Genomic DNA, 24858 nt, shown 5'->3' on the forward strand with positions numbered 1-24858 from the left:
CGAGCCGGGCGAGCCACGCTGGCGCCGTTGGTGGCTCGGGTTCGGGCTGCTGTTTGGCTTGCAAACGGTGGTATTGCTGATGCTATGGCCCCATGAACAACCCAGTTTACAACGGTGGCTTTGGAGTGCGGTGCTGCCGCTGGGCTGGGCACTGGTGTTGGCGTTGCGCGTACTGGCGTGGCAGATCGAACTGTTCAATCGCAAGGTGTACTTGCGCACACGGCAAGCGGCTGCCGAGGTGTGGTGGCGGCGACGTTGCCTGGGGTTGCCGGTGCAGGATGTGGTGTTGCTGGGGCCGGCAGGCGACGTGCAAACCCATTACCTGAACATGATGAGCGACCTCCCGCTGGCGATCCCTTCGGCGCTACCCGGTACTACGCAGCCGCTGTTGCGTTGCCCCTTGTCGTTGAGCTTGACCACCGCGCGTGAGCCTGCGCTGGCGAGGCATCTCGCGCGTTTAACCTTGGCACTCCCGAACCGGTCGGAGTGTTGGCCGCAGTTGCGGGCGATTGCCTGGGTAGGGGATGAGAGCAGCCATGCCGCGTTCGTGGAGACGTTGGCCCGTGCGGAAGTGGCATTGCCTGAGGCGCGTTTGCCCTTGCACAACCTGGCTGATCTGGATGACCTGATCGATACCTTCTACCGCGATTTTCGTGGCGAGAACGACTGGCTGTTGTGCGCCGGAGTGGCGTCGGTGGCGCACGCCGAAGAGGGAGATCTACCAGGGGAGGCGGGTTTTGCCTGGCGGGTAAGTTGGCAGGGGCGGCAGTTGTTGCATCGTGGTGAATACCTGGCAAGCGAGTCGCCCGCCGAGGTGTGCGCGCAGGTGCAGCGTTATGCGGCGTTGGATGCACCGCCGACTCATTGCCTGGCCTTGGATAGCACCAGCCAGCAAGGATTTTTGGCAGGCGGCTGGTCGGCGGTCGAGCATCAGTTGGCTGGGCAATGGGGCGTGCTGGCGGATCTGGCGCCGTTTATCGGGATGTCCCTGGCATTGCTGCAGGCAGGGGAGGCGGGTCAGCCATGTGGTTGGCTGAGCCAGGATGGAAACAAGCGATTAGCGATGGGAGTGGCGATGCCTTATGGCAAACATTAAGGACGTGGGAAAGGGCTCTTTGGTGCGCGTAGCATTGGGCTATTTGCTGATCATGACGCTCCTGGTGCTGCTGGGAGCTCTGCTCTATGACTTGTGTAGCGGTTACCTGGGCTGGCCGAAGATTTCGATCAAGCGGTTAGCGATGTTGAGCTTGGGGGTGTGGTTTGCACTCTGCTGGTTCTGCCCGGTTATCCTGCTGGCCTGGGACCGTTTGGCGGTTCGCCAGGCGCTGCGGCTGGTGAGTCTGGCCGTTGAAGTACCGACCCCGCCAGTGAGCCCATCCAAATCGCCAGATGCATCAGTGGTAGGCAAGCTGCGCGTCCATTTGCGTCGTCGCCACGGCCTCTTCTGGCGCCACAAAACCCGCCTGCTACTGGTCATCGGCGAACCCACCGAAATCGAAGCCCTCGCCCCAACCTTGACCAAGCTCTTCTGGCTGGAAGGCCAAGGCACCGTCCTGCTCTGGGGCGGCAGTGCCCAGGCGGCGTTGGATCAATCATTCTCCGAACAATGGAAAGGCCTGAGCCGCTGGCGTGCGTTGGACGGCGTGGTCTGGGCGCTGAACAAAACCCAAGTCGCCGACGATGCCGCGATGGGCGCGGGTGTGCATCGGTTGCAAAGCCTGGCCAACCGTCTTGGCTGGCAGTTGCCTTTGCACCTGTGGCAGGTCTGCGACAGCCCATGGCACCAGGCAGGCCGTCAGGCGCAACCGGTCGGTTGCCAATTGCCCGCGCGCTTTACGGCAGCCGTCTTGGAAACCGCTCTGACGCGTTTACTGGAGCCTTTGCGCCGCGAGGGCCTGGCGCAGATGAACGCGGTCATGACCCATGACTTCCTGCTGCGCCTGTCGCGGGATCTGCAAGGCGAGGGCATTGCGCGTTGGCGTCACACCCTGGCGCCCCTGGCTGGCGAGTTTGCCGCTGGGGTGCCGTTGCGTGGGGTGTGGTTCAGTCTGCCGGTGCTGCCGATCAAAAACATGCCCGAACATTTCTGGCCGGTTGATGCTGCCTGGCAGGGTGTTCTCGATGACAAGCCCCTCAACCAGCGTCGATTCGGCTGGAGTGCGCCCCGCATCGGCTACGCGCTGGCCCTCGGTTTGGCCATGCTCTGGAGCGCAGGGCTGCTGCTGTCTTTCATCAGCAACCGTGCGCAGATCCAACAGGTGCACGCTTCAATTGAGGCGTTGCAGCACGCTTCCCACGCGGACGAACAGCTCCAAGCCCTCAACGAACTGGTCCACGAATTAGCGCGCCTGGATGACCGCGTCCAACACGGTGCGCCGTGGTACCAGCGCTTCGGCCTGAATCAAAACCCGGCGCTGCTGGACACGGTGTGGCCGCGCTACGTCGAGGCCAACAACCGCCTGATCCGCGACCCGGCCGCCGCCCAGCTTCATCAGCAACTCAACGCGCTGGTCAAACTGCAACCGGACCATCCCGAGCGTGCCGAACGCGCCCGGCAGACCTACGATCAGCTCAAGGCCTACCTGATGCTGGCCCGTCCGGACAAAACCGATGCCACGCTCCTGGTCAAAACCCTGGGCAACGTCGAAGCCTCCCGCCCAGGTGTAGCGCCGGGCCTCTGGCAAACCTTGGCGCCCACGCTTTGGCAGTTCTATGGCGAACACCTGGCCGCCAACCCCGTCTGGCGCATCGAGCCCGATGCGCGGCTGGTCGCGCAAGTGCGGCAGGTCCTGCTCGGCCAACTGGGCCAGCGTAATGCCGAGGCCAACCTGTACCAACAGTTGCTCGATGACACCGCCAATCACTACCCGGCCCTGGACCTGCAGCAACTGGTCGGCGACACCGATGCCTTTGCACTGTTTTCCAGCGACGCCAGCGTGCCCGGCGTCTTCACCCGTCAGGCCTGGGAGGGTCAGGTTCGCCAAGCCATCGATGACATCGCCGACGCCCGCCGCGAGGAAATCGACTGGGTACTCAGCGACAAACCCGGCGACATCGACACCCGATTGAGCCCGGACCAGCTTCGCGAAAGGCTAACCGAGCGCTACTTTCAGGACTACGCTAGCGCCTGGCTGGACCTGCTCAACAGCCTGCGCTGGCAGCCGGCCGCGAGTCTTGACGAGTCAATCGACCAACTGACGCTGATAAGCGATGCGCGTCAATCGCCGCTGATCGCGCTGATGAATACCGTGGCCTATCAAGCCCAGGCCGGCACTCGACCCCAGGCCTTGGCCGACTCGCTGGTGAGGTCCGCGCAAAAGCTGATCGACCAGGACAACATTCCGGTGCACGAACCTAAGGGCCCGCTGGATCCGACCTTCGGCCCACTGTTGGCACTGCTGGACAAGAACAACAACGACGACCTGAGCCTCCAGGCCTTCCTCACCCGGGTGACACGGGTACGTTTAAAACTCCAGCAAGTCAGCACCGCCGCCGACCCGCTGGAAATGACCCAGGCCCTGGCGCAAACCGTGTTTCAAGGCCGCCGTATCGACCTCACCGACACCCAGGCCTACGGCAGCCTGCTGGCCGCCAGTTTGGGCGCGCAGTGGAGCGGGGCGGCGCAGACGCTGTTCGTGCAGCCATTGGAGCAGGCCTGGCAGCGGGTGTTGCAACCGTCCGCTGCCGGCCTGAACAGCCAGTGGCAGCGCTCCATCGTCAGCCAGTGGGACGCGGCCTTCGCCAGCCGCTACCCGTTTGCGGCCACGGCCAGCGACGCGTCGTTGCCGATGTTGGGGCAGATGATCCGCGCGGATTCCGGGCGCATCGAGCAGTTTCTACAGCGGCAATTGAGCGGCGTGTTGCGCAAGGAAGGCCGCCAGTGGGTCGCCGATCCACGCCACAGTCAGGGCCTGCGCTTCAACCCGCAGTTTCTCAGCGCCATCAACCAACTCAGCGACCTCGCCGATGTGCTCTACACCGACGGCGGCATGGGGCTGAGTTTCGAGCTGCAAGGCAAAGCCGTGCGCGATGTGGTGCAGACCACCTTCATCCTCAACGGCGAGCGGCATCAGTACTTCAACCAGAAGGAAAGCTGGCAGCGCTTCCACTGGCCGGGCCACAGCGACTACCCCGGGGTGAGCCTGAGCTGGACCAGCGTGCGGGCCGGCGAGCGTTTGTTTGGCGACTACCCCGGCACCTGGGGCCTGATCCGCTGGCTGGAAAACGCCCAGGTCGCGCCGTTGGACGATGGTCACAGCCGTTATCGCCTGCTGCTCAAGGCGCCGGATGGCTTGAACCTGACCTGGCACCTGCGCACGGAATTGGATGCGGGACCGTTGGCGTTGCTCAAGTTGAGGGGCTTCAAGTTGCCGCAACAGATATTCCTCAACGAGCACGACACCCAAGCAGCCTTTGCACAAAATGGAAGTTCCCAATGAGCCTGCACACCTTGATCACCCGATGCCTCGGCACCCGCGATGCACTCTGCGTCGCCCACGAACAGGCCGACCACTGGCAACCCTGGCTGCAACCCATCAGCGCCGATTTCCCCGTCGGCGAAGACCCCGGTTACGACGATGACTTCCAGCGCATGCGCGAAGAGGTCAGCAAGCTCTCCGGTGCCGATGCCGGGCAGGTCGCCCACCTGGCGCAGAAACTGCTCATCCACACCTGTAAGGACTTGCGCGTCGCCACTTACTACCTTTGGGCGCGCTTGCACAAGGAGGGCGAAGTCGGGTTGGCCGATGGCCTTAGCCTGCTGGCGGCGTTGATTGAGCGCTTTGCCGAAGCGGTGCTGCCTGCCCGGCCCCAAAGCCGCAAGATGGCCCTGGAGTGGTTGGCCAGCAGCAAGGTGCTGGACACACTGCTGCTGTACCCGGAGGTGGTCAAGGCCGAAGCCGAGCGCACCGCTGCGGCGCTTGCCTGGCTTGAGCGTGGGCTGAGTACGTGGCCTCAGGCGCAGCGGCCGAACCTGGAACCGCTGTATGCGGCCTTGTCCGCGCGGCTGGCACAGTCCGGCGGGATGGAGGCACTGGTGCCGCAGAACACCGCCAGCCACGAGTCGTCAATGCAAGCCAATGCATCGCCCGTCACGCCGATCAAGTCCGGGCGCGACCTGCTGGACAGCGGTCGGGCCTTGGCTGTTTACCTGCGCGAGCAACCCTTGGGGTGGCTGGCGGCGCACCGTCTGATGAAGAGCTTGCGCTGGGACACGGTGCATCAAACACCGCCTCAAGAGGCAAACAACCACACGCGCCTGGCACCGCCAAGGGGTGAGTATCGGGCACAGCTCAAGCGGTTGTACCTGCAACAGAACTGGACGGAGTTGCTCGATCAGGTTGAGCGGATCTATGCCGAAGGGGTGAACCATTTCTGGCTGGACCTGCAATGGTACCTGTATCAGGCCTTGAGCAAACAACCCGCGCCCCAGGACCGCTGGGCCGATATTGCCAAGCGTGACCTGGGCATGTTTCTCGAACGCCTGCCGGGGCTGGAGATGTTGTGTTGGAGCGACGGTAGCCCTTTCGCCGACGAAACCACCCGCGAATGGATCGGCCAGCACGTCAGCGGCAACCAACCCCAGCAGTGGCTGCCCGTCACGTCGGTGACTGCTGCTGCAGACGACGGCGACGTCCTGTCGCTGGAAGGCGAGGCCATCGCCCAGGCGGACAGCGACGGCGTGGATCAGGCGCTCGCCTGGCTGGCCGCACGCCCCGGTATCCACACTGGTCGCCAACGCTGGCTGCTGCGTCTGCTGATGGCGCGGGTGGCCGAACAGTATGGCAAGAGCGACCTGGCCATCCACCTGCTTGGGGAGCTGGACGCCGCCGCGCAACGCCAGGCCTTGGCCGAATGGGAGCCCGAGCTGAATTTCGAGGTCAAGGCGCGCCTGCTCAAGCTCTTGCGGGTGAAAGCCCAGCGCAACGACGCGGACAAACCCTCCCTGGCGCGGCGCATGGAAACCTTGCTGGCGTCACTGGTGGCCATCGACCCGGTACGCGCCGCAGTGCTCTGCGGCTAACCCTCATACACCAGGAGTTTTTCTGTGAGCATGGACAATTTGACGCTGCACTACTTCGACGCCGAAATGCGCTACCTGCGCGAGGCCGGCAAGGAGTTCGCAGAGGCGTTCCCGGACCGGGCCGCGCAGCTCAACCTCGACAAGCCAGGCGCGCAGGACCCGTATGTGGAGCGCCTGTTCGAAGGCTTCGCGTTCCTGATGGGGCGCCTGCGGGAGAAACTCGACGATGATCTGCCGGAGCTGACCGAAGGGCTGGTCAGCCTGCTATGGCCGCACTACCTGCGCACCATCCCGTCGCTGTCGGTGGTCGAGCTGGAACCGGAACTGGCGCAGATGAAAGGCAGCGAGTTGATCGCCCAGGGTTTTGAAGTGCTGTCGCAACCCATCGGGCCACAACGCACCCGTTGCCGCTACACCACCACCCAGGATCTGATCCTGCGGCCGTTGGCGCTGGCCTCGGTTGGACGGGACTTCGAACCGGACGGTCGCTCTGTGTTGCGCCTGCGCTTTGCCTGCGGAGCATTGACTGACTGGAGCGAGATCGACCTCAGCCGCCTGCCTCTGTACCTGAATGCCGATGCGCCCCTGGCCAGTGCATTGCATCAGGCGCTGACTCTCAACACCCAGACGTTGTATGTGCGCTGGGCCGGCCAGACCGAACGCCAGCCATTCAGCGGGCATTTTGCACCCAAGGGTTTTGGTGAAGAGGACCGGCTGTGGCCCAAGGGTGACAGCGCTTTCAGCGGTTATCAGCTATTGCTGGAGTATTTCAGCTTCCGCGAAAAATTCATGTTCGTGACCCTGTGTGGTTTGGAGCAATTGAAGCCTGTTCCCGGCATTGACTGGTTTGAGCTGGAGGTGGTGTTGCGTGAACCCTGGCCCTCTGTCTTCGACTTGACCCGCGAGCATATTCGCCTGCACACCGTGCCAGTGATCAACCTGTTCCCGCTGGAGGCTGACCCGTTGAGCCTGGTGCCGTTGCAAACCGACTACCTGCTGCGCCCCATGCGCTTGCAGGACGGGCATATGGAGATCTATTCCGTTGACCGCGTGACTGCATCGAGAAACGGCGAGCGCCAGGACTACGTGCCGTTCACCAGCTTTCGCCACAAGGGCGGCATGCTGCGCGATGAGGCGCCGGAACGTTACTTCCATACGCGTCTGAAGCGCGCGGCGAATGGCTTGCATGACACCTGGTTGATCCTGGGGGGCGAGGGCTTCGACAAAGACCGCTTGCTTGCGCAGGAAAACCTGTCGTTGCGACTGACCGGTACTCACGGTCAGCTACCGCGCAAGGCGCTGCAAAGCACGATGCTCGATACCGCGGTGCAGTCCACTCAAGCCTCTTTGCGCGTGCGTAACCTGTGCGCACCGACCTTGCCCTGTTACCCGCCGAGCCGCGACCGCTTTCACTGGCGGGTACTCAGCCACCTGGGGTCGAATTTCCTGCCGATGCTGGGCGATGCCGAAGTACTGAGAGGGACGCTCGCACTCTATGACTGGACTGACAGCGAGCTCAATCGTCGTCGCCTGGCCGCGATTGTCGAGGTCAGGCATCACCTGGTTCAGCGTTTCGAAAAAGGCTTCTTGCTGCGCGGGGTGGATATCGAAATCACCCTGGACGCCAATGGCTTTTCAGGGGAGGGCGACATCAGCCTGTTCGGCGAAATGCTCAACCGTTTCTTTGCGCTGTATGCCGACATTCATGTGTACACCCAGCTCACGCTGATTCTGCAACCTACTGGAAAGTGCCTGCGATGGAACGAGAACCACAGTCAGCGTATTCCCGGCTGAAAGCCGTCGGTTTGCTGGGCGCCCTGCAGCCGCAAGTGGCCGAGGCCAATCTGTACCGGTTTTGCCAGCTGTTGGAACAGGCCTTACCCGGGCATCCGCCTTTGGGCAGCACTGCGCACCCCGCCGATGATGCCGTGCGCTTTCGGCCCGATCCAGGCATGGGGTTTCCGGCCAGCGAGTTGAAGTCGATCGAAACCGATGAGGCGCGCCCGGAGCGTCCGGCGACGGTACGCACTCGTCTGCTCGGTTTGTACGGGGTCGACTCGCCGATGCCGACGGTGTTTCTGGATGACATCACGCAACGTCGCGAAGGGCATGCAGCGTTGGAAGCCTTCCTGGATATGTTCAATCATCGGATTTTCACTCAGCTTTACCGGATCTGGCGCAAGTACTCCTACCCGGCAACGTTCGAGGCCGGTGGTACCGACGCGACTTCGCAATGCCTATTGGGCCTGATCGGCCTGGGCATTCCGGGCACTGCCCGGCAGGTGGCCACGCCGGTCTCGCGTTTTCTGGCCTTGCTCAGTGTGATGCGCCTGCCCACGCGTAACGCCGAAGGCATCCTGGCGCTGGTCAAATTGCTGGCCCCTGAGACCCAGGCGCAGGTGACTGGGCATTGGCCGCAGCGCATTGCGTTGGCGCACCCGGCCAGTCTTTCCCGGCAACGTCCCGTGAGCTTGTCCCAGGGCACGCCGCTGGGCTGCGTCGGCCAGGACGCCAACAGCCAGTTGCGCCTGATGCTCTATACCGACGACACCCGGCAAGCTCGTGGCTGGCTTCCCGATGGCGAGTTGCACCGCGATTTGCTGGTGCTGCTGCGCGTTTACCTGGGGTGGCGTTGCACCGCGAAACTGCAGCTGTCGTTGCCGGTGCGCAGCCTGCCTGTACCGGTACTGGGGCACGCGCCAGTCCGGCTCGGCATGACCGCTGTCCTCGGCTTGGGCGGCGATGCCTGGCGGGTGGTGGAGGGCGACACCCTCACGATCAACCTCGGCCGCTACCAGGGCCTTTCGATTAATCCCCGAAACAGGGAGACACAGCATGTCGCGTACCGTTTTTAAGTTATTGATGTGGGTGGCGACCGCACTGCCGCTCGCGGGTTGTGGCTTGGCCCAGACCGTGGCGGACGGCGCGGCGTCCACCACGAAAGCAATCTTCTACAAGCAGGTCAAAATCCTGCACCTGGATTTAAGCGCGCGCACGGCTCTGAACACCCAGGCCACCGACATGAGCGCGTTTTCGGTACCGACCTTGATCCGGGTTTACCAACTGCGCGACAACAAGACGGTGGAGCTGGCGACCTATGAAGGGTTGCTGGGCGATGACGATCAACTGCTGGCGAGCGCGTTGCTGGACAAACGCTCGGTGGTGGTGAAACCGCAGGAGGGTGCGCAACTGAATGTGCCCATGGACAAGGATGCGCAGTTCGTCACGGTGGTGGCCTTGTTCCGCAACCCCGATACTCGGCTGAACACGTGGCGTCTGACCTTGGCGCGTGACGACCTGGACCCGGATCGGGCGCGGGTGATCGAACTGGGAGACAGCCGCCTGACTCTGCGGCCCCTGGCGAAGGAATGAGTCATGACCGAGAAGAATCCTTCACTCTACGAAATGCTGCTGCAGAACTTTGAGGGTGAGCTGGAGCTGCATCGCGTCAGCGAGGAGGACCAGCACACCCTGTCCGTGCTGGACAACTTGCAACGCATCCTCAACAGCCGCGCGGGCGCGCTTAGCCATCTACCGGATTACGGGCTGCCGGACATGGGCCTGATCCTGCAAGGTCTTCCCGCCACGGCCCATGGCTTGATCAGCACCATGACCGCCACCTTGCTCAGGTACGAACCGCGTCTGGCGGCGGTGGCCATCGAACTGCTGCCCCAGACCCTGCCGGGGCATCTGGAATATGCCCTGGACGTGCAATTGAAAGATGGGCAACGGGTGAACTTCGGTACCACGCTGGGCCCCGAGGGCAAGGTGCTGGTGCGCCACTTGAAGCAGCAACAGTACCTGTCCATGCCTTGAACCGATAACGGAAGGGAAACCCGATGACGACAGTGTTTGAAATGCGTATTCAAGTCGGCGGTGATCCGCGCGGTTTCAGCGAGTTCATGGCCTTGCGCAATGAGTTGGCCAAGCTTAGCCATCCCGCCTGCCCGGATGTGGATTGGGTGCAGGTCGAACAATGGTGCTTGAGGCTGTTCGAGCAGAATGGCGCAGACCTGCAGACCGCGTGCGTTTACACCCTGGCGTGTGCCCAACGCCACGGCGTGGAAGGGATGGCCCAAGGCGTTGCACTCATCGAGGCGCTTGCCAGCGAATGGTCACACGTATGGCCTCCAATGGAATCCACGCGTCTGGACTTGTTGGGGTGGCTGTTCGATCAACTGCAGGTGTTGCTGCGCCGCGCGCCAATTCTGGCGTACAGCGGTCCCGTGCTGGCTCAACTGCACACCGCGTTGGCCAGGTTGCGAGCGCGCTTGTTGCCTCACGGTCCGTTGCTGATACTCCAGGCGTTGCGACAACAGGTCGGCCTTCGCTTGGAACAGCTTTGTTCATCCAGCGAAACGCTGCCGGTGCCGTTGAGGGTGATGGCTCCGGCATGGGTGACACCTGTCGTGATCCTGCCACCCCCTGAAACGCAACCGCGACGGCATCGTCGGGTGCTGTGGCTTTCAGTCGTGGGGCTTAGCGTTGCCTTGTTTGCGGGGATCGGTTGGCGAGCGTGGTGGGTGATTCCAGACCGTGAAATCCTCCTGCCTGAACCGGTGCGACTGGACAGCCTGTCGCTGTTCGATGCTGGCAGCGCAATGCTGAAACCGGATTCGACCAAGGTGTTGATCAATGCCCTGGTCGGCATCAAGGCGCAACCGGGCTGGCTGATCGTTATTGCCGGGCATACCGATGCCACCGGCTCTGTGGAGCAGAACCTGGCTCTGTCCCACGCCCGAGCTTCTGCGGTACGCGACTGGATGCAACGCATGGGCAGCATTGCCGACAGTTGCTTTGCCGTGCAGGGGTTTGCGGCCAATCAGCCACTCGCCAGCAATGGCACAGAGGCAGGACGTGCGGCCAACCGCCGTGTTGATATTCATCTGGTGCCGCAGGTCGGGGCGTGTGAAAACGTCACATTGGCTGCGCAATGAATTGAACTCTCCCAGTTGCCTCTTTCGTTGATCGGCAGTGTGCCCGTGTGGGAGAGGACAACCCCGAACCTGAGCCTTATCTTGCGGCATGTACCGCCATCACCGTTTGGCGTGGCACGACGCCGGTGCACTTGGCCAACGCTTGCTGCACGTCTGCCAACAGGTCGGCAACGTCCTCAAGCCCGACCGATAAACGCACCAGCCCTTCGCTGATGCCATGGTGCGCGCGTTCTTCAGGGGTGTAGGTGCTATGGGTCATGCTCGCCGGGTGCTGGGCCAGTGACTCGGCGTCGCCCAGGCTGACGGCGCGGGTGAACAGTTTGAGGGCATTCATGAAGCGTCGACCGGTGTCGATCCCGCCCTTGAGTTCGAAGGCGATCATGCCGCCGGCCTGGCTCATCTGCCGCGCCGCCAATTCGTATTGCGCGAAGCTGCGCAGCCCCGGATACGTCACCCACTCCACGGCCGCATGCGCCTGTAGGGCTTCGGCCACGGCCTGGGCGTTGCTGCAATGGCGGTCCATGCGCAGGGCCAGGGTCTTGAGGCCGCGCATCAACAGCGAAGCGTCCTGGGGCGACATCACCGCACCGGTCAAGTCCTTGAGGCCTTGCAGGCGAATGCGCTGGGCCAGGGCCTGGTTGCTGACGGCAATACCGGCGGTGATGTCGCCATGACCGCTGAGGTATTTGGTGGCCGAGTGCACCACCACATCGGCGCCCAGTTCCAGGGGACGTTGCAGGTAAGGCGTGCAGTAGGTGTTATCGACCACCACGGTGACGTTCGGCTGTTGATGGGCGAGGGCGGCCACGGCGGCGATGTCCACCAGTTGCAGGTTGGGGTTGGCCGGGGTCTCGCAGTAGATCATGCGGGTGGCGGGGCTGAGCGCCGCTTGCAGGGCGGCCAGGTCGGTGAGGTCGACGTGGCGCACCTTGATGCCGAACTCGCCGATACCGTGATGCAGCAGGGCGAAGGTGCAGCCGTAGAGCGTCTGGCTGACGATCACCTCATCGCCTGGGCGCAGCAGGGTCCAGAATGTCGCGGCAATCGCGCCCATGCCGGAACTGAACGCTACCGCTGCCTCGCCGTTTTCCAGGGTGGCCATGCGTGATTCCAGGAGCGCCAGGGTCGGGTTGGAAATGCGCGTATAGAAATGACCGCTGGCCTCACCGGCAAAACAGGCGGCGCCGTATTCGGCAGTGGGGAACGCAAAGGTGGCCGACAGGTAGATCGGCGGCACGAGCGCGCCATGGTGGTCCTTGGGGTCGTAGCCGTGGTGGATGGCACGGGTGGAAAAGCCGAATGCAGTGTGTTTATTGTTCATGTCGGGCGCTCCTTATTTCCTACAATGCTATGCTTATAATCACGGCTGGATGTTCCAAACTTTGCCGACAAATTCCCTGTCCCGGGATGAAAAAACACTAAAAACAATGAATAGAGGCAAAACATGCCCGTCACGCTGGATCGCACCGACAAAGCGTTATTAAACGCCCTGCAAGGCAATGCCCGTTTAACCGTGGCCGAGCTGGCCGACCGCGTGTCCCTGACCACTTCACCGTGCTGGCGACGGGTCAGGAACCTGGAGGAAAGCGGGGTGATCAGCGGCTACCAGGCGATCCTCTCGCCCAAGGCGCTGGGGTATGGGGTGACGGCGTTTGTCAGCATCATGATGGAGAGCCACACCCAGGAAATCGCCCGGGCGTTCGAGCAACGCTTATTGGATATTCCGGAAATCGTGGCGTGTCATAACGTATCGGGGCGCTATGACTTTCTGCTGGAAGTGGTGGCGAAGGACCTGGAGTCGTTCGGCGAGTTTGCGCGGGAGGTGTTGCAGACGCTGCCGTGCGTCAAGGAGATCTATTCGAGTTTTTCCTATAAATCGGTGAGGCCGTTGCGGGTGATTCCATTGCCGGGTTGATCGCACACCGCTCCATTGGTCACCTGTTCTTCCCCGCAATTGGCTATTTCTCCCCTACGGCCCGGTGGCTAACCTAGCCACCACTTCCCACCGTTCCGGAGTTCCTCATGCAAGCCCGTACCGATTTCTACACTGCTTCCCCAGACGCCATGAAAGCCATGCTCGCCCTGGAAGCCGCCGTCGGCAAACTCTCCATCGAGCTGCCACTGCTGGAACTGATACGCCTGCGTGTGTCGCAGATCAACGGCTGTGCGTTCTGCCTGGACATGCATACCGCCGATGCCCGCAAGGGCGGCGAGACCGAGCGTCGCCTTTACACCCTGTCGGCCTGGCGCGAAACGCCGTTCTTCACCCCGCGTGAACGCGCGGCATTGGCCTGGGCCGAGAGCCTGACGCTGCTGAGCCAGACCCTCGCGCCGGACGCAGACTTCACGGCGCTCGCCGCCGAGTTCAGCCCCCAGGAGCAAGTCGACCTGAGCGTGGCCATCGCCACCATCAACAGCTGGAATCGCCTCGCGGTAGGGTTTCGCAAGATGCCTAAATAAGAAGGTTGAAGACGGCTCTTTGTGGCGAGCGGGCTTGTCCCGCGTTGGGCTGCGCAGCAGCCCCAAAAACAGGTGCAGAGGAGTGCCTGATACACCCCTCATTCGTCTTTATCAGGGGCGCTTCGCACCCCAACGCGGGACAAGCCCGCTCGCCACAGAGGTCCCAGTTTGCTGCGCGACAGCGCTACTTCGAAGAGGTAGTGGGACCTCCCTCTCCACAGGGGTAAGTGTCAGAAGTTCACCGAAGCACTCAGGCGCGCCGTCAGTGGCGCGCCCTGGAACAGATAGTCATCGCCCATGTACTCGCCCGCGTCGCGCCAGTAGCGCTTGTCGAACAGGTTGTCGACGCTCAGGCGGAACACCGTCTCGTAGCCGTCGACCTTGGTGGTGTAGCGGCTGCCGACGTTGACCACCGCATAATCTCCCACCTCCACATTGCCGCTGCGGTTGGCGTACTTCTTGGCGCTGTATTGCACGCCGCCGAGCACGGCTAATCCATTCACCCACGGCAACGCATAATCGGCGTACACACTGGCGCGCAGCTTGGGCACGTTGATCGCCTGGTGCGCTTCGTATTCCGGCGTGCCGCTGCCGTTCACCCGTGCACGAATCGCCGCCACGCTGGTGGAAATCTGCAGGCGGTCGGTGGCCCAGCCGTTGGCCGACAGTTCCACGCCGGTGTTCTTCTGCTCGCCCTGTTGCACATAGGTGAAGGCACCGGGGCCCTCCGGCTTGGCGTACTGGTAGGCCTGGCGCGTCTGGAACACAGCGGCGGCGAAGCTGATGCGGCGCCAGTCGTATTTCACCCCGGCTTCGATTTGCCGCGAGGTGGTCGGGGCCAGGGTTTCATCGGCGTTGCTCGCAAACCACGGTGCGGTGCCGCCCAGGGACAGGCCTTTGCTGTAGCTGGTGTACAGCGAGATGTTTTCCACCGGTTTGTAGATCAATGCCGCCTGGGGCAGGAACACGTATTGCTGGGTATGGCGGGCCTGGTCGCCCGTGACGCCGTCGAAGGCTTTTTCATCCAGGCGCACTTCGCGACCGCCGAGGATGGTTTGCCATTGCTCGTTGAAGCGGATGCGGTCGGTGACGAACAGGCCGTACTGGCGGCTGTCGAGGGTGCGATGGCTGTCGTTCAACGGTTTGTCGGTGGGCGTGAACGTCGGCGCATCATCGTCGATATTGGTCGTGCCGATGTACTCGTTGACGGCCTTGCGCTTGTCGATCACCCGGCGAAATGCGCTGGTGCCGAAGGTCAGTTCATGGCCGATGCCTGCGGTGTCGAACAAGCCGGTCATCGCCGCCTGGACTTCATCGTCACGTCGGGTGTCGTCGGGGCTGCGGTAGTCGTAGACGTCGTAGTTGCCTTCGGGCGTGAAGTGGTTGCCGACCCCGCTGGTGTCGCCGCCCCAGGCAAACGAACTGTAGTCATCGATCACCACCTTGCTGCGCGCGGCGCTGACGCTGCCTTTCCACTGGTCGCTGAAGCGGTATTCGAACCGGCCGTTGAGGTTCAACGCGTCGATGCCGACTTGCTTGGAACCGCTCTGGTGGCCCAGCAGTTTTTTCGGCGAGGCGCCGTTGGGCACCTCGGTGCCGCCCAGCAACTGGTAGCCCGGCACCGAGCGTTGTTGCTTGTTCTGGTATTCCGCGTCGAGTTGCAGCACGGCGTCGGGGCTGATGTTCCAGTCGAAGGCCAGGGACACAAAATCGCGCTGGCCGTTGGCGTGCTCCACATAGGAATTGAGGTCTTCATGGGCGACGTTGGCGCGCAGGCCGAATTGCTGCTCGCTGCCAAACCAGCCGCCGACGTCGGTGGCGATATAGCCGCTGCCGCGGTCATCGGTGGACACCGTCACCGAGCGCACATCCTCCGGGCGCTTGGTCACGTAGTTGATCACGCCGCTGGGCTCGGAAATCCCGCTCTGCAAACCGGCCAGGCCCTTGAGCACTTCCACTTGCTGCTTGTTTTCCAGGGCGACGTTCTGCTCGCCGGTGATGGTGCGCCCGTTGATCTTGTAGCTGCTCGCCGCATTCAGCGAGAAGCCGCGCACCACGAAATTTTCGTAGTAGCCGATGGGCGCGTAGCTGTCGCCCACCGAGGCGTCGTTGCGCAGCACTTCACTGAGCAGGCGTGCTTGCTGGTCCTTGAGCATGGCGGCGTTGATCACCGTGATCGAGGCCGGAGTGTCCAGCAGCGGCGCCTCATTGAAGCCGCCGACCGAGGCGGTGTCTGCGCGATAGCCGGACTCGTCCTGGCCCTGGACCTGCACCGCCGGCAGTTCGACCTGCGCCGCCCAACTGTTGCCGATACCGCCGCTGAGCAGCAGGCCGAGAGCGAAACGTGTACTGACGACGGGACGAAAACGCAAAACCATGGGGCAGGGCCTTAAAGCGCAGGGCGAGGGGCGCATAAGCTAGGCATAACGGCCAGGTTTTACAAGCGTCCGGTACGGGGGCGTGCGCTGAGACAGGGCGTCTCAACGCCTACGCCAAACCCTTTGCGCCTCGACAGCCCGTGCAGGCACCTGCGATAGACAACGCTCTCTCATCGTTGCAGGAGATCATCATGAGTATCGCTGGAAAAGTTGCGCTGGTGACCGGCGCGGGGCAGGGCATTGGTCGGGCCATCGCCCTGCGCCTGGCACAGGACGGTGCCGACATCGCCCTGGTCGACATCAATGGCGCCAAGCTGGAAGCCGTGGCCGCCGAAGTCGTGGCCCTCGGGCGCAAGGCCTCGGTGTTTATCGCCGACGTGTCCAAGCGCGACCAGGTGGTGGCGGCGGTCGAGCATGCATATCAGACCCTTGGTGGCTTCGACATCATCGTCAACAACGCCGGGGTCGCGCAGATCGACTCGCTGCTGGACGTCAGCCCGGAACAGGTCGAGCGTACCCTGGGTATCAACGTGCAGGGCGTGTTGTGGGGCATCCAGGCCGCCGGCAATAAGTTCAAGGCGCTCAAGCAGAAGGGCAAGATCATCAATGCCTGCTCCATTGCCGGCCATGAAGGTTTTGCGCTGCTGGGCGTGTACTCGGCCACCAAGTTTGCCGTGCGGGCCTTGACCCAGGTGGCGGCCAAGGAACTGGCGAGTGCGGGGATCACGGTCAATGCCTACTGTCCGGGCGTGGTGGGCACCGACATGTGGGTGGAGATCGACAAGCGCATGGCCGAGATTACTGGCGCCGAAGTAGGGGCGACGTATAAGAAGTATGTGGATGGGATTGCCTTGGGGCGGGCGGAAACGCCGGAGGATGTGGCGGGGTTGGTGGCCTACCTGGCCGGGCCGGATGCGGATTATATGACCGGGCAGGCACCGTTGATCGATGGCGGGCTGGTTTATCGCTGATCTCCCAAGGCCTACGGTGTTAAATGTGGGAGGGGCGGTGCGACGATTCGACTTGCACCACCTTATCCAACACCGCGCAAATCCGTAGCAGCTGCCGAGCGCAAGCGAGGCTGCGTCGGCCGCGCCTCGAGCCTGAATCGGCAGCGCGCCTGACGCAGCCTCGCCAAGGCTCGACAGTTGCTACGCACTATTCTATTGAAGTTGTGTAGATACCCGATGCTTATCGGGTGCAAGTCGAATCGTCGCACCGCCCCTCCCACATTGTTGACCCCCGTTGTGTCAGTGCTTGCCGGGCATGTCGATGCCCAGTTGGTTGACTCGGCGGTATAGGGTGGCTCGGGAAATGCCCAACGCCTGCGCCGTCGGCAACGGCTTCCAGCGATGCCGGATCAATGCGTCCAGCACCACCTGCCGCTCCGGGCTGACGCTGTGCTCGGTCAGCGCCTCGACCTGTTCGCCGCGTACTTCAATCGGCAAGTCCGCCAGCTGAATCGTGCCGCCTTCACACACGGCACAGGCATACGCCAGCGTGTGGTGCAGTTGGCGCACATTGCCCGGCCAGGCATAGCCCAGCAGCCGTTCCAGCGCGGCCTGGCCGATGCCCACTGGGACGCCGCTGCCGCGTGCTTGCTGCTCCACCAGCCGGTTGATCAACGCCAGCTTGTCGCTGCGCTCGCGCAGCGGCGGCAGGCAGAAGCGGGCGCAGCCGAGGCGGAAGTACAGGTCTTCGCGAAAGCGTCCGTCGCTGACCAGCGCGGCCAGGTCGCGGTGGCTGGCGCAGATCACCTGGATGTCCACCGTGCGGGTTTTGGCCCCGCCCAGGGGCGCGACCTCACCCTCGGCCATCACCCGCAGCAGGCGCGTCTGTAGCGCCAGCGGCATATCGCCGATTTCATCGAGGAACAACGTGCCGCCATCGGCCTGCACCAACAGCCCCGGCATGCCTTTGCTGGACGCACCGGTAAAGGCCCCGGCGACGTAGCCGAACAGCTCGCTTTCAATCAGGTTCTCGGGGATCGCCGCGCAGTTCACCGCGACAAAGGGCCCGGTTCGCCGCGCGCTGCGTTCGTGCAGTTGGCGGGCGAACACTTCCTTGCCAGCGCCGGTTTCGCCCTGCACCAGTACCGGCAGGTTGCGGTCCTTGACGCGCACGGCCAGGCGCAGGTGTTCTTCCACCCGAGCGTCGACCTGGGTGTGCGCTGCGGGCCGCGCCGGTTTGCGTCGCGGGGTGTTGACCCGCACGTGCAATACGCCAGGCTCGCCCAGCCATTGCAGGTGTTGGGTCGATTGATCCGTGGCCGAGCGCAACGCATCCAGGTCGAACACTTCGCCGATATGCTCCGGCACCTGGCCGAAACGCCGGCGCAGGGCCTGGCGCGCCTTGCTGTTCAGCGCGTGCAGGCGCCCGTCCTGGTCCCAGGCCAGCAGCAGGTCGGGCTGGCTGTCTACGTAACCCGGTGTGCTGTGGGCCTGGAGCACCCAGTGCTCGCGGGCGCTGTGCATGAAGAAGGCGTTTTCGATGGCTTGCGCACTCTGCGCCACCATCTGCCGCACCAAGTGCTGGCTGCGCCGGTCATCCGGGGATTTGAGCGCCGAGGCATCCATCACGCCCAGCAGGTTGCCCTGGGGGTCGAAGATCGGTGCGGCGGAGCAGGTCAGGCTGATAAAGGCGGCGCGGAAGTGGTCGCGCTTGTGTACGGTCACCGCGGCCTTGCTGGTCAGTACCGTGGCCACGCCGCAGGTGCCTTCCTCGGCTTCCGACCAACAGGTGCCGAGGTACAGGCCGGCTTTGCGGCAGTCGTTGCGAATGGCGGTGTCGACGCGGTGGTCGATGGTCTGGCCCTGGGCGTCGGTGAGCATTACGCAGTAGTCGGCGTGGCGCACCCGGTGGTGCAGTTGCCCGACTTCCTCGCTGGCGATGCGCATGAACAGTTCGGCGCGCTCGCGGCATTCCTTGAGCAAGGGTTCGGTGAGGATGCGGGGCCCCTGCAGCGAGCCGGGGTCGAGGTGGTGTTGCTCCATGGAGCGCCGCCATGAATCGAAAATCAGCGACGGCACCGGCGCCTGGGGCAGGCGATCGGCATTGCGGACCACGCGACTGACGCAGTCGACGTGTTCCCTGGAGTTCGCGGCGAACATAAGGCCTCCGGTTCTCGATCTTTGTTGTTATGCCCGCCATTAAGCGCCCATGGGCGTCGACGGACAAGGCTGGCCTGACCAACTGCCGGGGCTGAGACGCAGCGTCTCAATTTGCCTGAGACGCCGCCTGCACAGTGCAATGCCGGGTCTCATTCTGCGCTGGCATCGCGCAGCGGCACAACGGTGCGGCACTGCTCTGGGTCAAGGCTTTGCCAGGTTTTTGTGCGCCTTGGCACAGCCTGTGCTGAAGCGCTTACAGCTGGCCGCAGCCAGCCTTTTGTGTGTCGAGACAACCTGGAGAACAACAAGATGTCCACTCACCTGTCCACCGATCAATTGCTGCATGCCTACACCGTGATGCGCACCATCCGTGATTTCGAAGAACGCCTGCATGTGGAGTTCGCCACCGGCGAGATCCCCGGTTTCGTGCACCTGTATGCCGGCCAGGAAGCCAGCGCAGCGGGGGTGATGGCCCACCTCAACGATGAGGATTGCATCGCCTCCAACCACCGTGGTCATGGCCATTGCATCGCCAAGGGCGTGGATGTGTTCGGCATGATGGCCGAGATCTACGGCAAGAAAACCGGCGTGTGCGGCGGCAAGGGCGGCTCCATGCACATCGCCGACCAGGAGAAGGGCATGCTCGGCGCCAATGGCATTGTCGGTGCCGGTGCGCCGTTGGCGGCAGGCGCTGCGCTGGCCTCCAAGCTCAAAGGCAGCCAGGGCGTGGCCGTGGCGTTCTTCGGCGACGGTGGTTCCAACGAGGGCGCGGTGTTCGAGGCGATGAACCTGGCGTCGATCATGAAGCTGCCGTGCCTGTTCGTCGCCGAAAACAACGGCTATGCCGAGGCCACCGGTTCCGGCTGGTCGGTGGCGTGTAAGGACATTGCCGAACGGGCGGTGGGCTTTGGCATGCCGGGGGTGATTGTCGATGGCAATGATTTCTTCGCCGTGCACGCCGCGCTGGGCGTGGCCGTGGAGCGTGCGCGCAAAGGCGACGGACCGACCTTGGTGGAAGTCAAGCTGAGTCGCTTCTACGGCCACTTCGAAGGCGATGCACAAACCTATCGCGGCCCGGATGAAGTGAAGAACCTGCGCGAGTCCCACGACTGCCTCGCGCTGTTCCGCCAGCGCTGCAATGCCGAAGGCTGGCTCGATGCCGCGCAGTTCGAACGTATCGACGGCGAGGTCGCGCAGTTGATCGACGACGCCGTGCGCCTGGCCAAGTCCGATCCCAAGCCCCAGGCCGCCGACCTGCTCAGTGATGTCTACGTCGCCTACCGCTAATAACAACAAGACTCGGAGAGAATCTCATGGCTCGCAAAATCAGCTATCAGCAGGCAATCAACGAAGCCCTGGCCCAGGAAATGCGCCGGGACCAGAGTGTGTTCATCATCGGCCAGGACGTCTCCGGCGGCACCGGTTCGCCCGGCGAGCAGGACGCCTGGGGCGGTGTGCTCGGCGTGACCAAGGGCCTGTACCCGGAGTTTCCAGACCGGGTACTCGATGCGCCTTTGTCCGAAGTCGGCTATGTCGGCATGGCCGTCGGCGCCGCCACCCGTGGCATGCGCCCGGTGTGCGAATTGATGTTCGTCGACTTTATCGGCTGCTGCCTCGACCAGTTGCTCAACCAGGCCGCCAAGTTTCGCTACATGTTCGGCGGCAAGACCACCACGCCGCTGGTGGTGCGCGCCATGTACGGCGCCGGTCTGCGCGCGGCGGCCCAGCATTCGCAGATGCTCACCTCGATGTGGACGCACATTCCCGGCCTCAAGGTGGTGTGCCCGGCCACGCCGTATGACGCCAAGGGCATGTTGATCCAGGCGATCCGCGACAACGACCCGGTGATCTTCCTCGAACACAAGATGCTCTACAGCCTGCAGGGCGAAGTGCCGGAAGAGCTGTACACCGTGCCGTTCGGCGAAGCCAACTTTGTGCGCGAAGGCCGCGACGTGACCCTGGTGACCTACGGGCGCATGGTGCATATCGCCCTGGAAGCCGCCGCCAACCTGGCGCGCCAGGGCATCGACTGTGAGGTGCTGGACCTGCGCACCACCAGCCCGTTGGACGAAGACAGCATCCTCGAGAGCGTGGAGAAAACCGGGCGCCTGGTGGTGATCGACGAGTCCAACCCGCGTTGTTCCATCGCCACCGACATCAGTGCGTTGGTGGCCCAACAGGGCTTCTCGTTCCTGCGCGCGCCGATCGAGATGGTCACCGCGCCGCACACGCCGGTGCCGTTTTCCGATGCCCTGGAAGACCTGTACATCCCCAACGCCGCGAAGATCGAGGCCGCCGTGCTGAAGATCGCCGACAAGAGGAACGCCGCATGATCCATACCTTGACCATGCCCAAGTGGGGGCTGTCGATGACCGAAGGTCGCATCGATGTCTGGCTCAAGCAGCCCGGCGACCGGGTGGAGAAGGGCGAGGAAGTGCTGGACGTGGAGACCGACAAGATCTCCAGCAGTGTCGAGGCGCCCTTCAGCGGCGTGTTGCGCCGCGTGCTGGCGCTGAGCGACGAGACCTTGCCGGTGGGCGCGTTGCTGGGGGTCGTGGTGGACGGTGAGGCCAGCGAAGAAGAGATCGATGCGGTGATCGAAAGCTTCAACGCCGGGTTCGTCTCCAGCAGCGCCGAAGCCGAAGCCAGCGGGCCGAGTGCGCAGAAGGTCGAGGTGGGCGGGCGTTTGTTGCGTTATCTCGACCTGGGCGAGGGCGGTACGCCGCTGGTGCTGGTGCATGGTTTTGGCGGCGACTTGAACAACTGGCTGTTCAACCAACCGGCCCTGGCCGCCGAGCGCCGGGTGATCGCCCTGGACCTGCCGGGGCATGGCGAGTCGGGCAAGTACCTGCAAACGGGTGACGCCGAGGAACTGAGCCAGGCCGTGCTGGCCTTTCTCGATCACCTCAAGCTCGACCGCGTGCACCTGGCCGGGCACTCCATGGGCGGGTTGGTCAGCCTGACGGTCGCCCGTCAGGCACCGGCGCGCGTTGCCTCGCTGACCCTGATCGCCAGCGCCGGTCTGGGGGCGGACATCAATGGCGATTACCTGCATGGCTTTGCCGAGGCCAATAACCGTAACGCGCTCAAGCCGCAACTGGTGCAACTGTTCAGCGACCCGGCGCTGGTGACGCGGCAGATGCTTGAGGACATGCTCAAGTTCAAGCGGTTGGAAGGGGTGGACCAGGCGCTTCGTCAGCTCAATGCCCAGTTGTTTGAAGGTGGGCGCCAGCGCCTGGATTTGCGCAACGTAGTAGGCCAGCAACCGAGTCTGGTGATTTGGGGCAGTGACGATGCCATCATCCCGGTGCGGCATGCCCAGGGGTTGGAGGCCCAGGTGGAGATATTGCCGGGGCAGGGGCATATGGTGCAGTTGGAAGCGGCGGAGCGGGTTAACCAACTCATGGCAGCCTTCCTCAAATCCCAGCCTTGAAATGCAATTCAATGTGGGAGGGGGCTTGCCCCCGATTGCAGTGTGTCAGTCCCAGGACATTGACTGAACCAACGCTATCGGGGGCAAGCCCCCTCCCACAGTTTTGAATGCATTTCAGAGTGAGTGCTTTAGGGTTTCGCTGGGCAGTTCCTTGAACAATGCTCGATAGCTGTTAGAGAACCGCCCCAAATGCCAGAACGACCAGTTCATCGCCACTTCGGCCACGGTCGTTCCGGTACTGCCCAGCAACTCACGCCGTGCGCCGTTCAAGCGGCGCATGCGCAACCACTGCGCCGGGCTCATCCCGGTGTAGGTCTTGAAGCCTTGCTGTAACTGACGCAACGGCACACCGGCGATCCGGGCCAGTTCCAACAGGTTGACGGTTTCGTCCGGCGCATCCGCCGCCCACTCGCCTATGCGTGCCATCAACAAGCGCTCTTCGCTGCGCCGCTGCAATGAACTGCGGTCCAGGCACACGCAGGCGTTGTCGAGGATGAACAGGCAATCGTCGAGCAACTGCTGGGTCAGGGCGTCGCGGCTGATCGGGTCGGTCAAGGTCGACAAGCGCGTCAGCGTGCCACTCAGCCAGCGGCTGAACAGCGCGTTCTGCTGGCAGGTCAGCGGCGCCATGAACAGGCCTTCCAGCGTCTGCACATCCAGGCCGTGGCGCTGCACGAATTGCGGCCCGAACACCACCGCCACCTCGCGATAGTTTTCCGGTGTGATCCAGGTGTTGCGGCTTTCGCCATTGAGCAGGTACAGCGCGTTGTCGCTGCCATCGAAACAGAATGCCAACGCGCCCGGCGGTGCGTTGAAGTGCTGCTCCACGCGGGTGTTCATGCTCTCTTCGTAGACCTCGACACCTTGCAGGTCGAGGTAGCGGATGCGCCCGGCGAAATGCCCGGGGGACATCTGCTGGTACTGCTGCACCCATCCGGGTGTCGCACTGCATTGGGCGGCCACATCACCGGTGGTGAAGGCCTGTACGCGCAAAGCGGTTGCCTGTGTCATGGGTGATCCGTGCGCACTCTATTGGTGCGTTGTGCTGCGTGCAAAGTGGATAGATGCCTCGGTGAGGCTGGCCCAAGATAGACCTCAATGCGCCGCAAGTACAAGGCGGCGCAGTACCCAACCCATGACGAGGTCCTTATGAACGCCCCCTTCGATCAGCTGTCCGCCTGGCTGAAAGAACACAAGATTACCGAAGTCGAATGCGTGATCAGTGATTTGACTGGCATCGCACGCGGCAAGATTGCGCCCACCAACAAGTTCCTGCATGAGCGAGGCATGCGCCTGCCGGAAAGTGTGTTGCTGCAAACGGTAACCGGGGACTTTGTCGACGACGAGATCTACTACGACCTGCTGGACCCGGCCGACATCGACATGATCTGCCGTCCAGTGGCCAACGCGACCTACGTGGTGCCGTGGGCCATCGAGCCCACCGCGATTGTGATCCACGACACCTTCGACAAGCACGGCAACCCCATCGAACTGTCGCCGCGCAACGTGCTGAAGAAAGTCCTGCAGCTCTACACCGACCAAGGCTGGCAGCCGATTGTCGCGCCGGAAATGGAGTTCTACCTGACCCAGCGCTGCGAAGACCCGGACCTGCCGCTGAAAACCCCGATTGGCCGCTCCGGGCGTGCCGAAACCGGGCGCCAGTCGTTCTCCATCGATGCCGCCAACGAGTTCGACCCGCTGTTCGAAGACGTCTATGACTGGTGCGAAGCCCAGGGCCTGGACCTCGACACGCTGATCCACGAAGACGGGCCGGCGCAGATGGAAATCAACTTCCGTCACGGCGATGCCCTCGACCTGGCCGACCAGATCACCGTGTTCAAGCGCACCCTGCGCGAAGCCGCGCTCAAGCACAACGTGGCCGCCACCTTCATGGCCAAGCCGGTGGCCGACGAGCCCGGCAGCGCCATGCACCTGCACCAGAGCGTGGTGGAGATCGCCACGGGCAAGCCGGTGTTTGTCGACGCCGACGGCAAGATGAGCCCGCTGTTCCTGCACCATATCGGCGGCCTGCAGAAGTACATCCCCAAGCTGCTGCCGATGTTTGCCCCCAACGTGAATTCGTTCCGCCGCTTCCTGCCGGACACCTCGGCGCCGGTCAACGTGGAGTGGGGCGAAGAAAACCGCACGGTCGGCCTGCGCGTGCCCACCTCGAGCCCGGATGCGATGCGCGTGGAAAACCGCCTGCCGGGCGCCGATGCCAATCCTTACCTGGCGATTGCCGCTAGTCTGCTGTGTGGCTACCTGGGCATGATCGAGCAGATCGAACCCAGCGCCCCGGTAGAAGGACGCGCGTATGAGCGCCGCAACCTGCGCCTGCCGTTCACCCTCGAAGACGCCCTGGCGCGGATGGAGGACTGCGACACGGTCAAGCAGTACCTGGGCGACAAGTTCGTGCGCGGCTACGTCGCGGTCAAGCGCGCCGAGCATGAAAATTTCAAGCGGGTCATCAGTTCCTGGGAGCGTGAGTTCCTGCTGTTGAGCGTCTAAAAAAAACCAA

The 24858-nt window shown here is 63.2% G+C and carries 19 protein-coding genes; 15 read left to right on the plus strand and 4 right to left on the minus strand.

Features of this window, described 5'->3' with window-relative positions; translation table 11 throughout:
• The first annotated feature begins 79 nt into the window (after positions 1-79).
• From FIV39_RS13195 to FIV39_RS13230, 8 genes are read left to right on the plus strand one after another with little or no spacing between them, the layout of a single operon-like run.
• The gene (locus FIV39_RS13195; protein WP_090410037.1) at positions 80-1096 is read left to right on the plus strand and encodes a hypothetical protein; all 1017 of its coding nucleotides are present in this window, start codon (positions 80-82) and stop codon (positions 1094-1096) included.
• Positions 1083-4439, plus strand: a complete 3357-nt coding sequence (locus tag FIV39_RS13200; RefSeq protein WP_244176354.1) for an ImcF-related family protein — start codon at positions 1083-1085, stop codon at positions 4437-4439. Before FIV39_RS13195 ends, FIV39_RS13200 begins: the two co-directional genes overlap by 14 nt.
• Positions 4436-6022, plus strand: a complete 1587-nt coding sequence (tssA, locus tag FIV39_RS13205) for a type VI secretion system protein TssA (protein ID WP_090405533.1) — start codon at positions 4436-4438, stop codon at positions 6020-6022. The genes FIV39_RS13200 and tssA overlap by 4 nt, the downstream gene beginning before the upstream one ends.
• Positions 6023-6046: 24 nt before the next feature.
• Positions 6047-7816 (plus strand): type VI secretion system baseplate subunit TssF, encoded by a 1770-nt coding sequence (gene tssF / locus FIV39_RS13210; RefSeq protein WP_090405530.1) that lies wholly within the window; start codon positions 6047-6049, stop codon positions 7814-7816.
• Complete coding sequence (gene tssG / locus FIV39_RS13215; protein WP_090405528.1) at positions 7780-8877, plus strand: type VI secretion system baseplate subunit TssG; 1098 nt, start codon at positions 7780-7782, stop codon at positions 8875-8877. The genes tssF and tssG overlap by 37 nt, the downstream gene beginning before the upstream one ends.
• Complete coding sequence (gene tssJ / locus FIV39_RS13220; RefSeq protein WP_090405525.1) at positions 8858-9394, plus strand: type VI secretion system lipoprotein TssJ; 537 nt, start codon at positions 8858-8860, stop codon at positions 9392-9394. Before tssG ends, tssJ begins: the two co-directional genes overlap by 20 nt.
• A gap of 3 nt (positions 9395-9397) precedes the next feature.
• Positions 9398-9838 carry a type VI secretion system baseplate subunit TssE gene (tssE, locus tag FIV39_RS13225; protein ID WP_090405522.1) on the plus strand — a complete coding sequence of 147 codons (441 nt, stop codon included), beginning with the start codon at positions 9398-9400 and terminating at the stop codon, positions 9836-9838.
• A gap of 23 nt (positions 9839-9861) precedes the next feature.
• Positions 9862-10959 carry an OmpA family protein gene (locus tag FIV39_RS13230; RefSeq protein ID WP_090405519.1) on the plus strand — a complete coding sequence of 366 codons (1098 nt, stop codon included), beginning with the start codon at positions 9862-9864 and terminating at the stop codon, positions 10957-10959.
• 76 nt (positions 10960-11035) lie between these two features.
• On the opposite strand, the gene FIV39_RS13235 is transcribed toward FIV39_RS13230, so the two are convergent.
• Entirely contained in the window at positions 11036-12280 is a 1245-nt protein-coding gene (locus FIV39_RS13235) for a methionine gamma-lyase (protein ID WP_090405516.1), read from the minus strand.
• Positions 12281-12403: 123 nt separating this feature from the next.
• Between FIV39_RS13235 and FIV39_RS13240 the strand changes: the two genes are divergently transcribed.
• Positions 12404-12874 carry an Lrp/AsnC family transcriptional regulator gene (locus tag FIV39_RS13240; protein ID WP_090405514.1) on the plus strand — a complete coding sequence of 157 codons (471 nt, stop codon included), beginning with the start codon at positions 12404-12406 and terminating at the stop codon, positions 12872-12874.
• A gap of 107 nt (positions 12875-12981) precedes the next feature.
• A complete protein-coding gene (locus tag FIV39_RS13245; RefSeq protein ID WP_090405511.1) occupies positions 12982-13419 on the plus strand; it encodes a carboxymuconolactone decarboxylase family protein in 438 nt (145 codons plus the stop codon).
• 230 nt (positions 13420-13649) lie between these two features.
• Here the strand turns inward: FIV39_RS13245 and FIV39_RS13255 are convergent, their stop codons facing one another.
• Positions 13650-15797, minus strand: coding sequence for a TonB-dependent siderophore receptor (locus tag FIV39_RS13255; RefSeq protein WP_090405508.1), 2148 nt, complete (start codon positions 15795-15797; stop codon positions 13650-13652).
• Positions 15798-15988: 191 nt separating this feature from the next.
• Here FIV39_RS13255 and FIV39_RS13260 point away from each other — a divergent pair, with 191 nt between their 5' ends.
• Entirely contained in the window at positions 15989-16768 is a 780-nt protein-coding gene (locus FIV39_RS13260; RefSeq protein ID WP_090405505.1) for an acetoin reductase, read from the plus strand.
• Positions 16769-17047: 279 nt separating this feature from the next.
• Here the strand turns inward: FIV39_RS13260 and FIV39_RS13265 are convergent, their stop codons facing one another.
• Positions 17048-18907 (minus strand): sigma-54-dependent Fis family transcriptional regulator, encoded by a 1860-nt coding sequence (locus tag FIV39_RS13265; protein WP_090405502.1) that lies wholly within the window; start codon positions 18905-18907, stop codon positions 17048-17050.
• Positions 18908-19216: 309 nt separating this feature from the next.
• On the opposite strand from FIV39_RS13265, the gene FIV39_RS13270 reads away from it, so the two are divergent.
• The 3 genes from FIV39_RS13270 to FIV39_RS13280 are packed head-to-tail and all read left to right on the plus strand — an operon-like array spanning position 19217 to position 22340.
• Positions 19217-20194, plus strand: coding sequence for a thiamine pyrophosphate-dependent dehydrogenase E1 component subunit alpha (locus FIV39_RS13270; RefSeq protein WP_065927960.1), 978 nt, complete (start codon positions 19217-19219; stop codon positions 20192-20194).
• 26 nt (positions 20195-20220) lie between these two features.
• Complete coding sequence (locus FIV39_RS13275) at positions 20221-21240, plus strand: alpha-ketoacid dehydrogenase subunit beta (RefSeq protein WP_027606544.1); 1020 nt, start codon at positions 20221-20223, stop codon at positions 21238-21240.
• Positions 21237-22340, plus strand: coding sequence for an acetoin dehydrogenase dihydrolipoyllysine-residue acetyltransferase subunit (locus FIV39_RS13280; protein WP_090405497.1), 1104 nt, complete (start codon positions 21237-21239; stop codon positions 22338-22340). The genes FIV39_RS13275 and FIV39_RS13280 overlap by 4 nt, the downstream gene beginning before the upstream one ends.
• Before the next feature lie 114 nt (positions 22341-22454).
• Here FIV39_RS13280 and FIV39_RS13285 read toward each other — a convergent pair whose 3' ends face one another.
• Positions 22455-23351, minus strand: coding sequence for a helix-turn-helix domain-containing protein (locus FIV39_RS13285; protein ID WP_090405494.1), 897 nt, complete (start codon positions 23349-23351; stop codon positions 22455-22457).
• 138 nt (positions 23352-23489) lie between these two features.
• Here FIV39_RS13285 and FIV39_RS13290 point away from each other — a divergent pair, with 138 nt between their 5' ends.
• Positions 23490-24848, plus strand: coding sequence for a glutamine synthetase family protein (locus FIV39_RS13290; RefSeq protein ID WP_090410033.1), 1359 nt, complete (start codon positions 23490-23492; stop codon positions 24846-24848).
• Positions 24849-24858: the final 10 nt, after the last annotated feature.

The organism is Pseudomonas grimontii (assembly GCF_007858185.1).
Classification (GTDB): domain Bacteria; phylum Pseudomonadota; class Gammaproteobacteria; order Pseudomonadales; family Pseudomonadaceae; genus Aquipseudomonas; species Aquipseudomonas grimontii.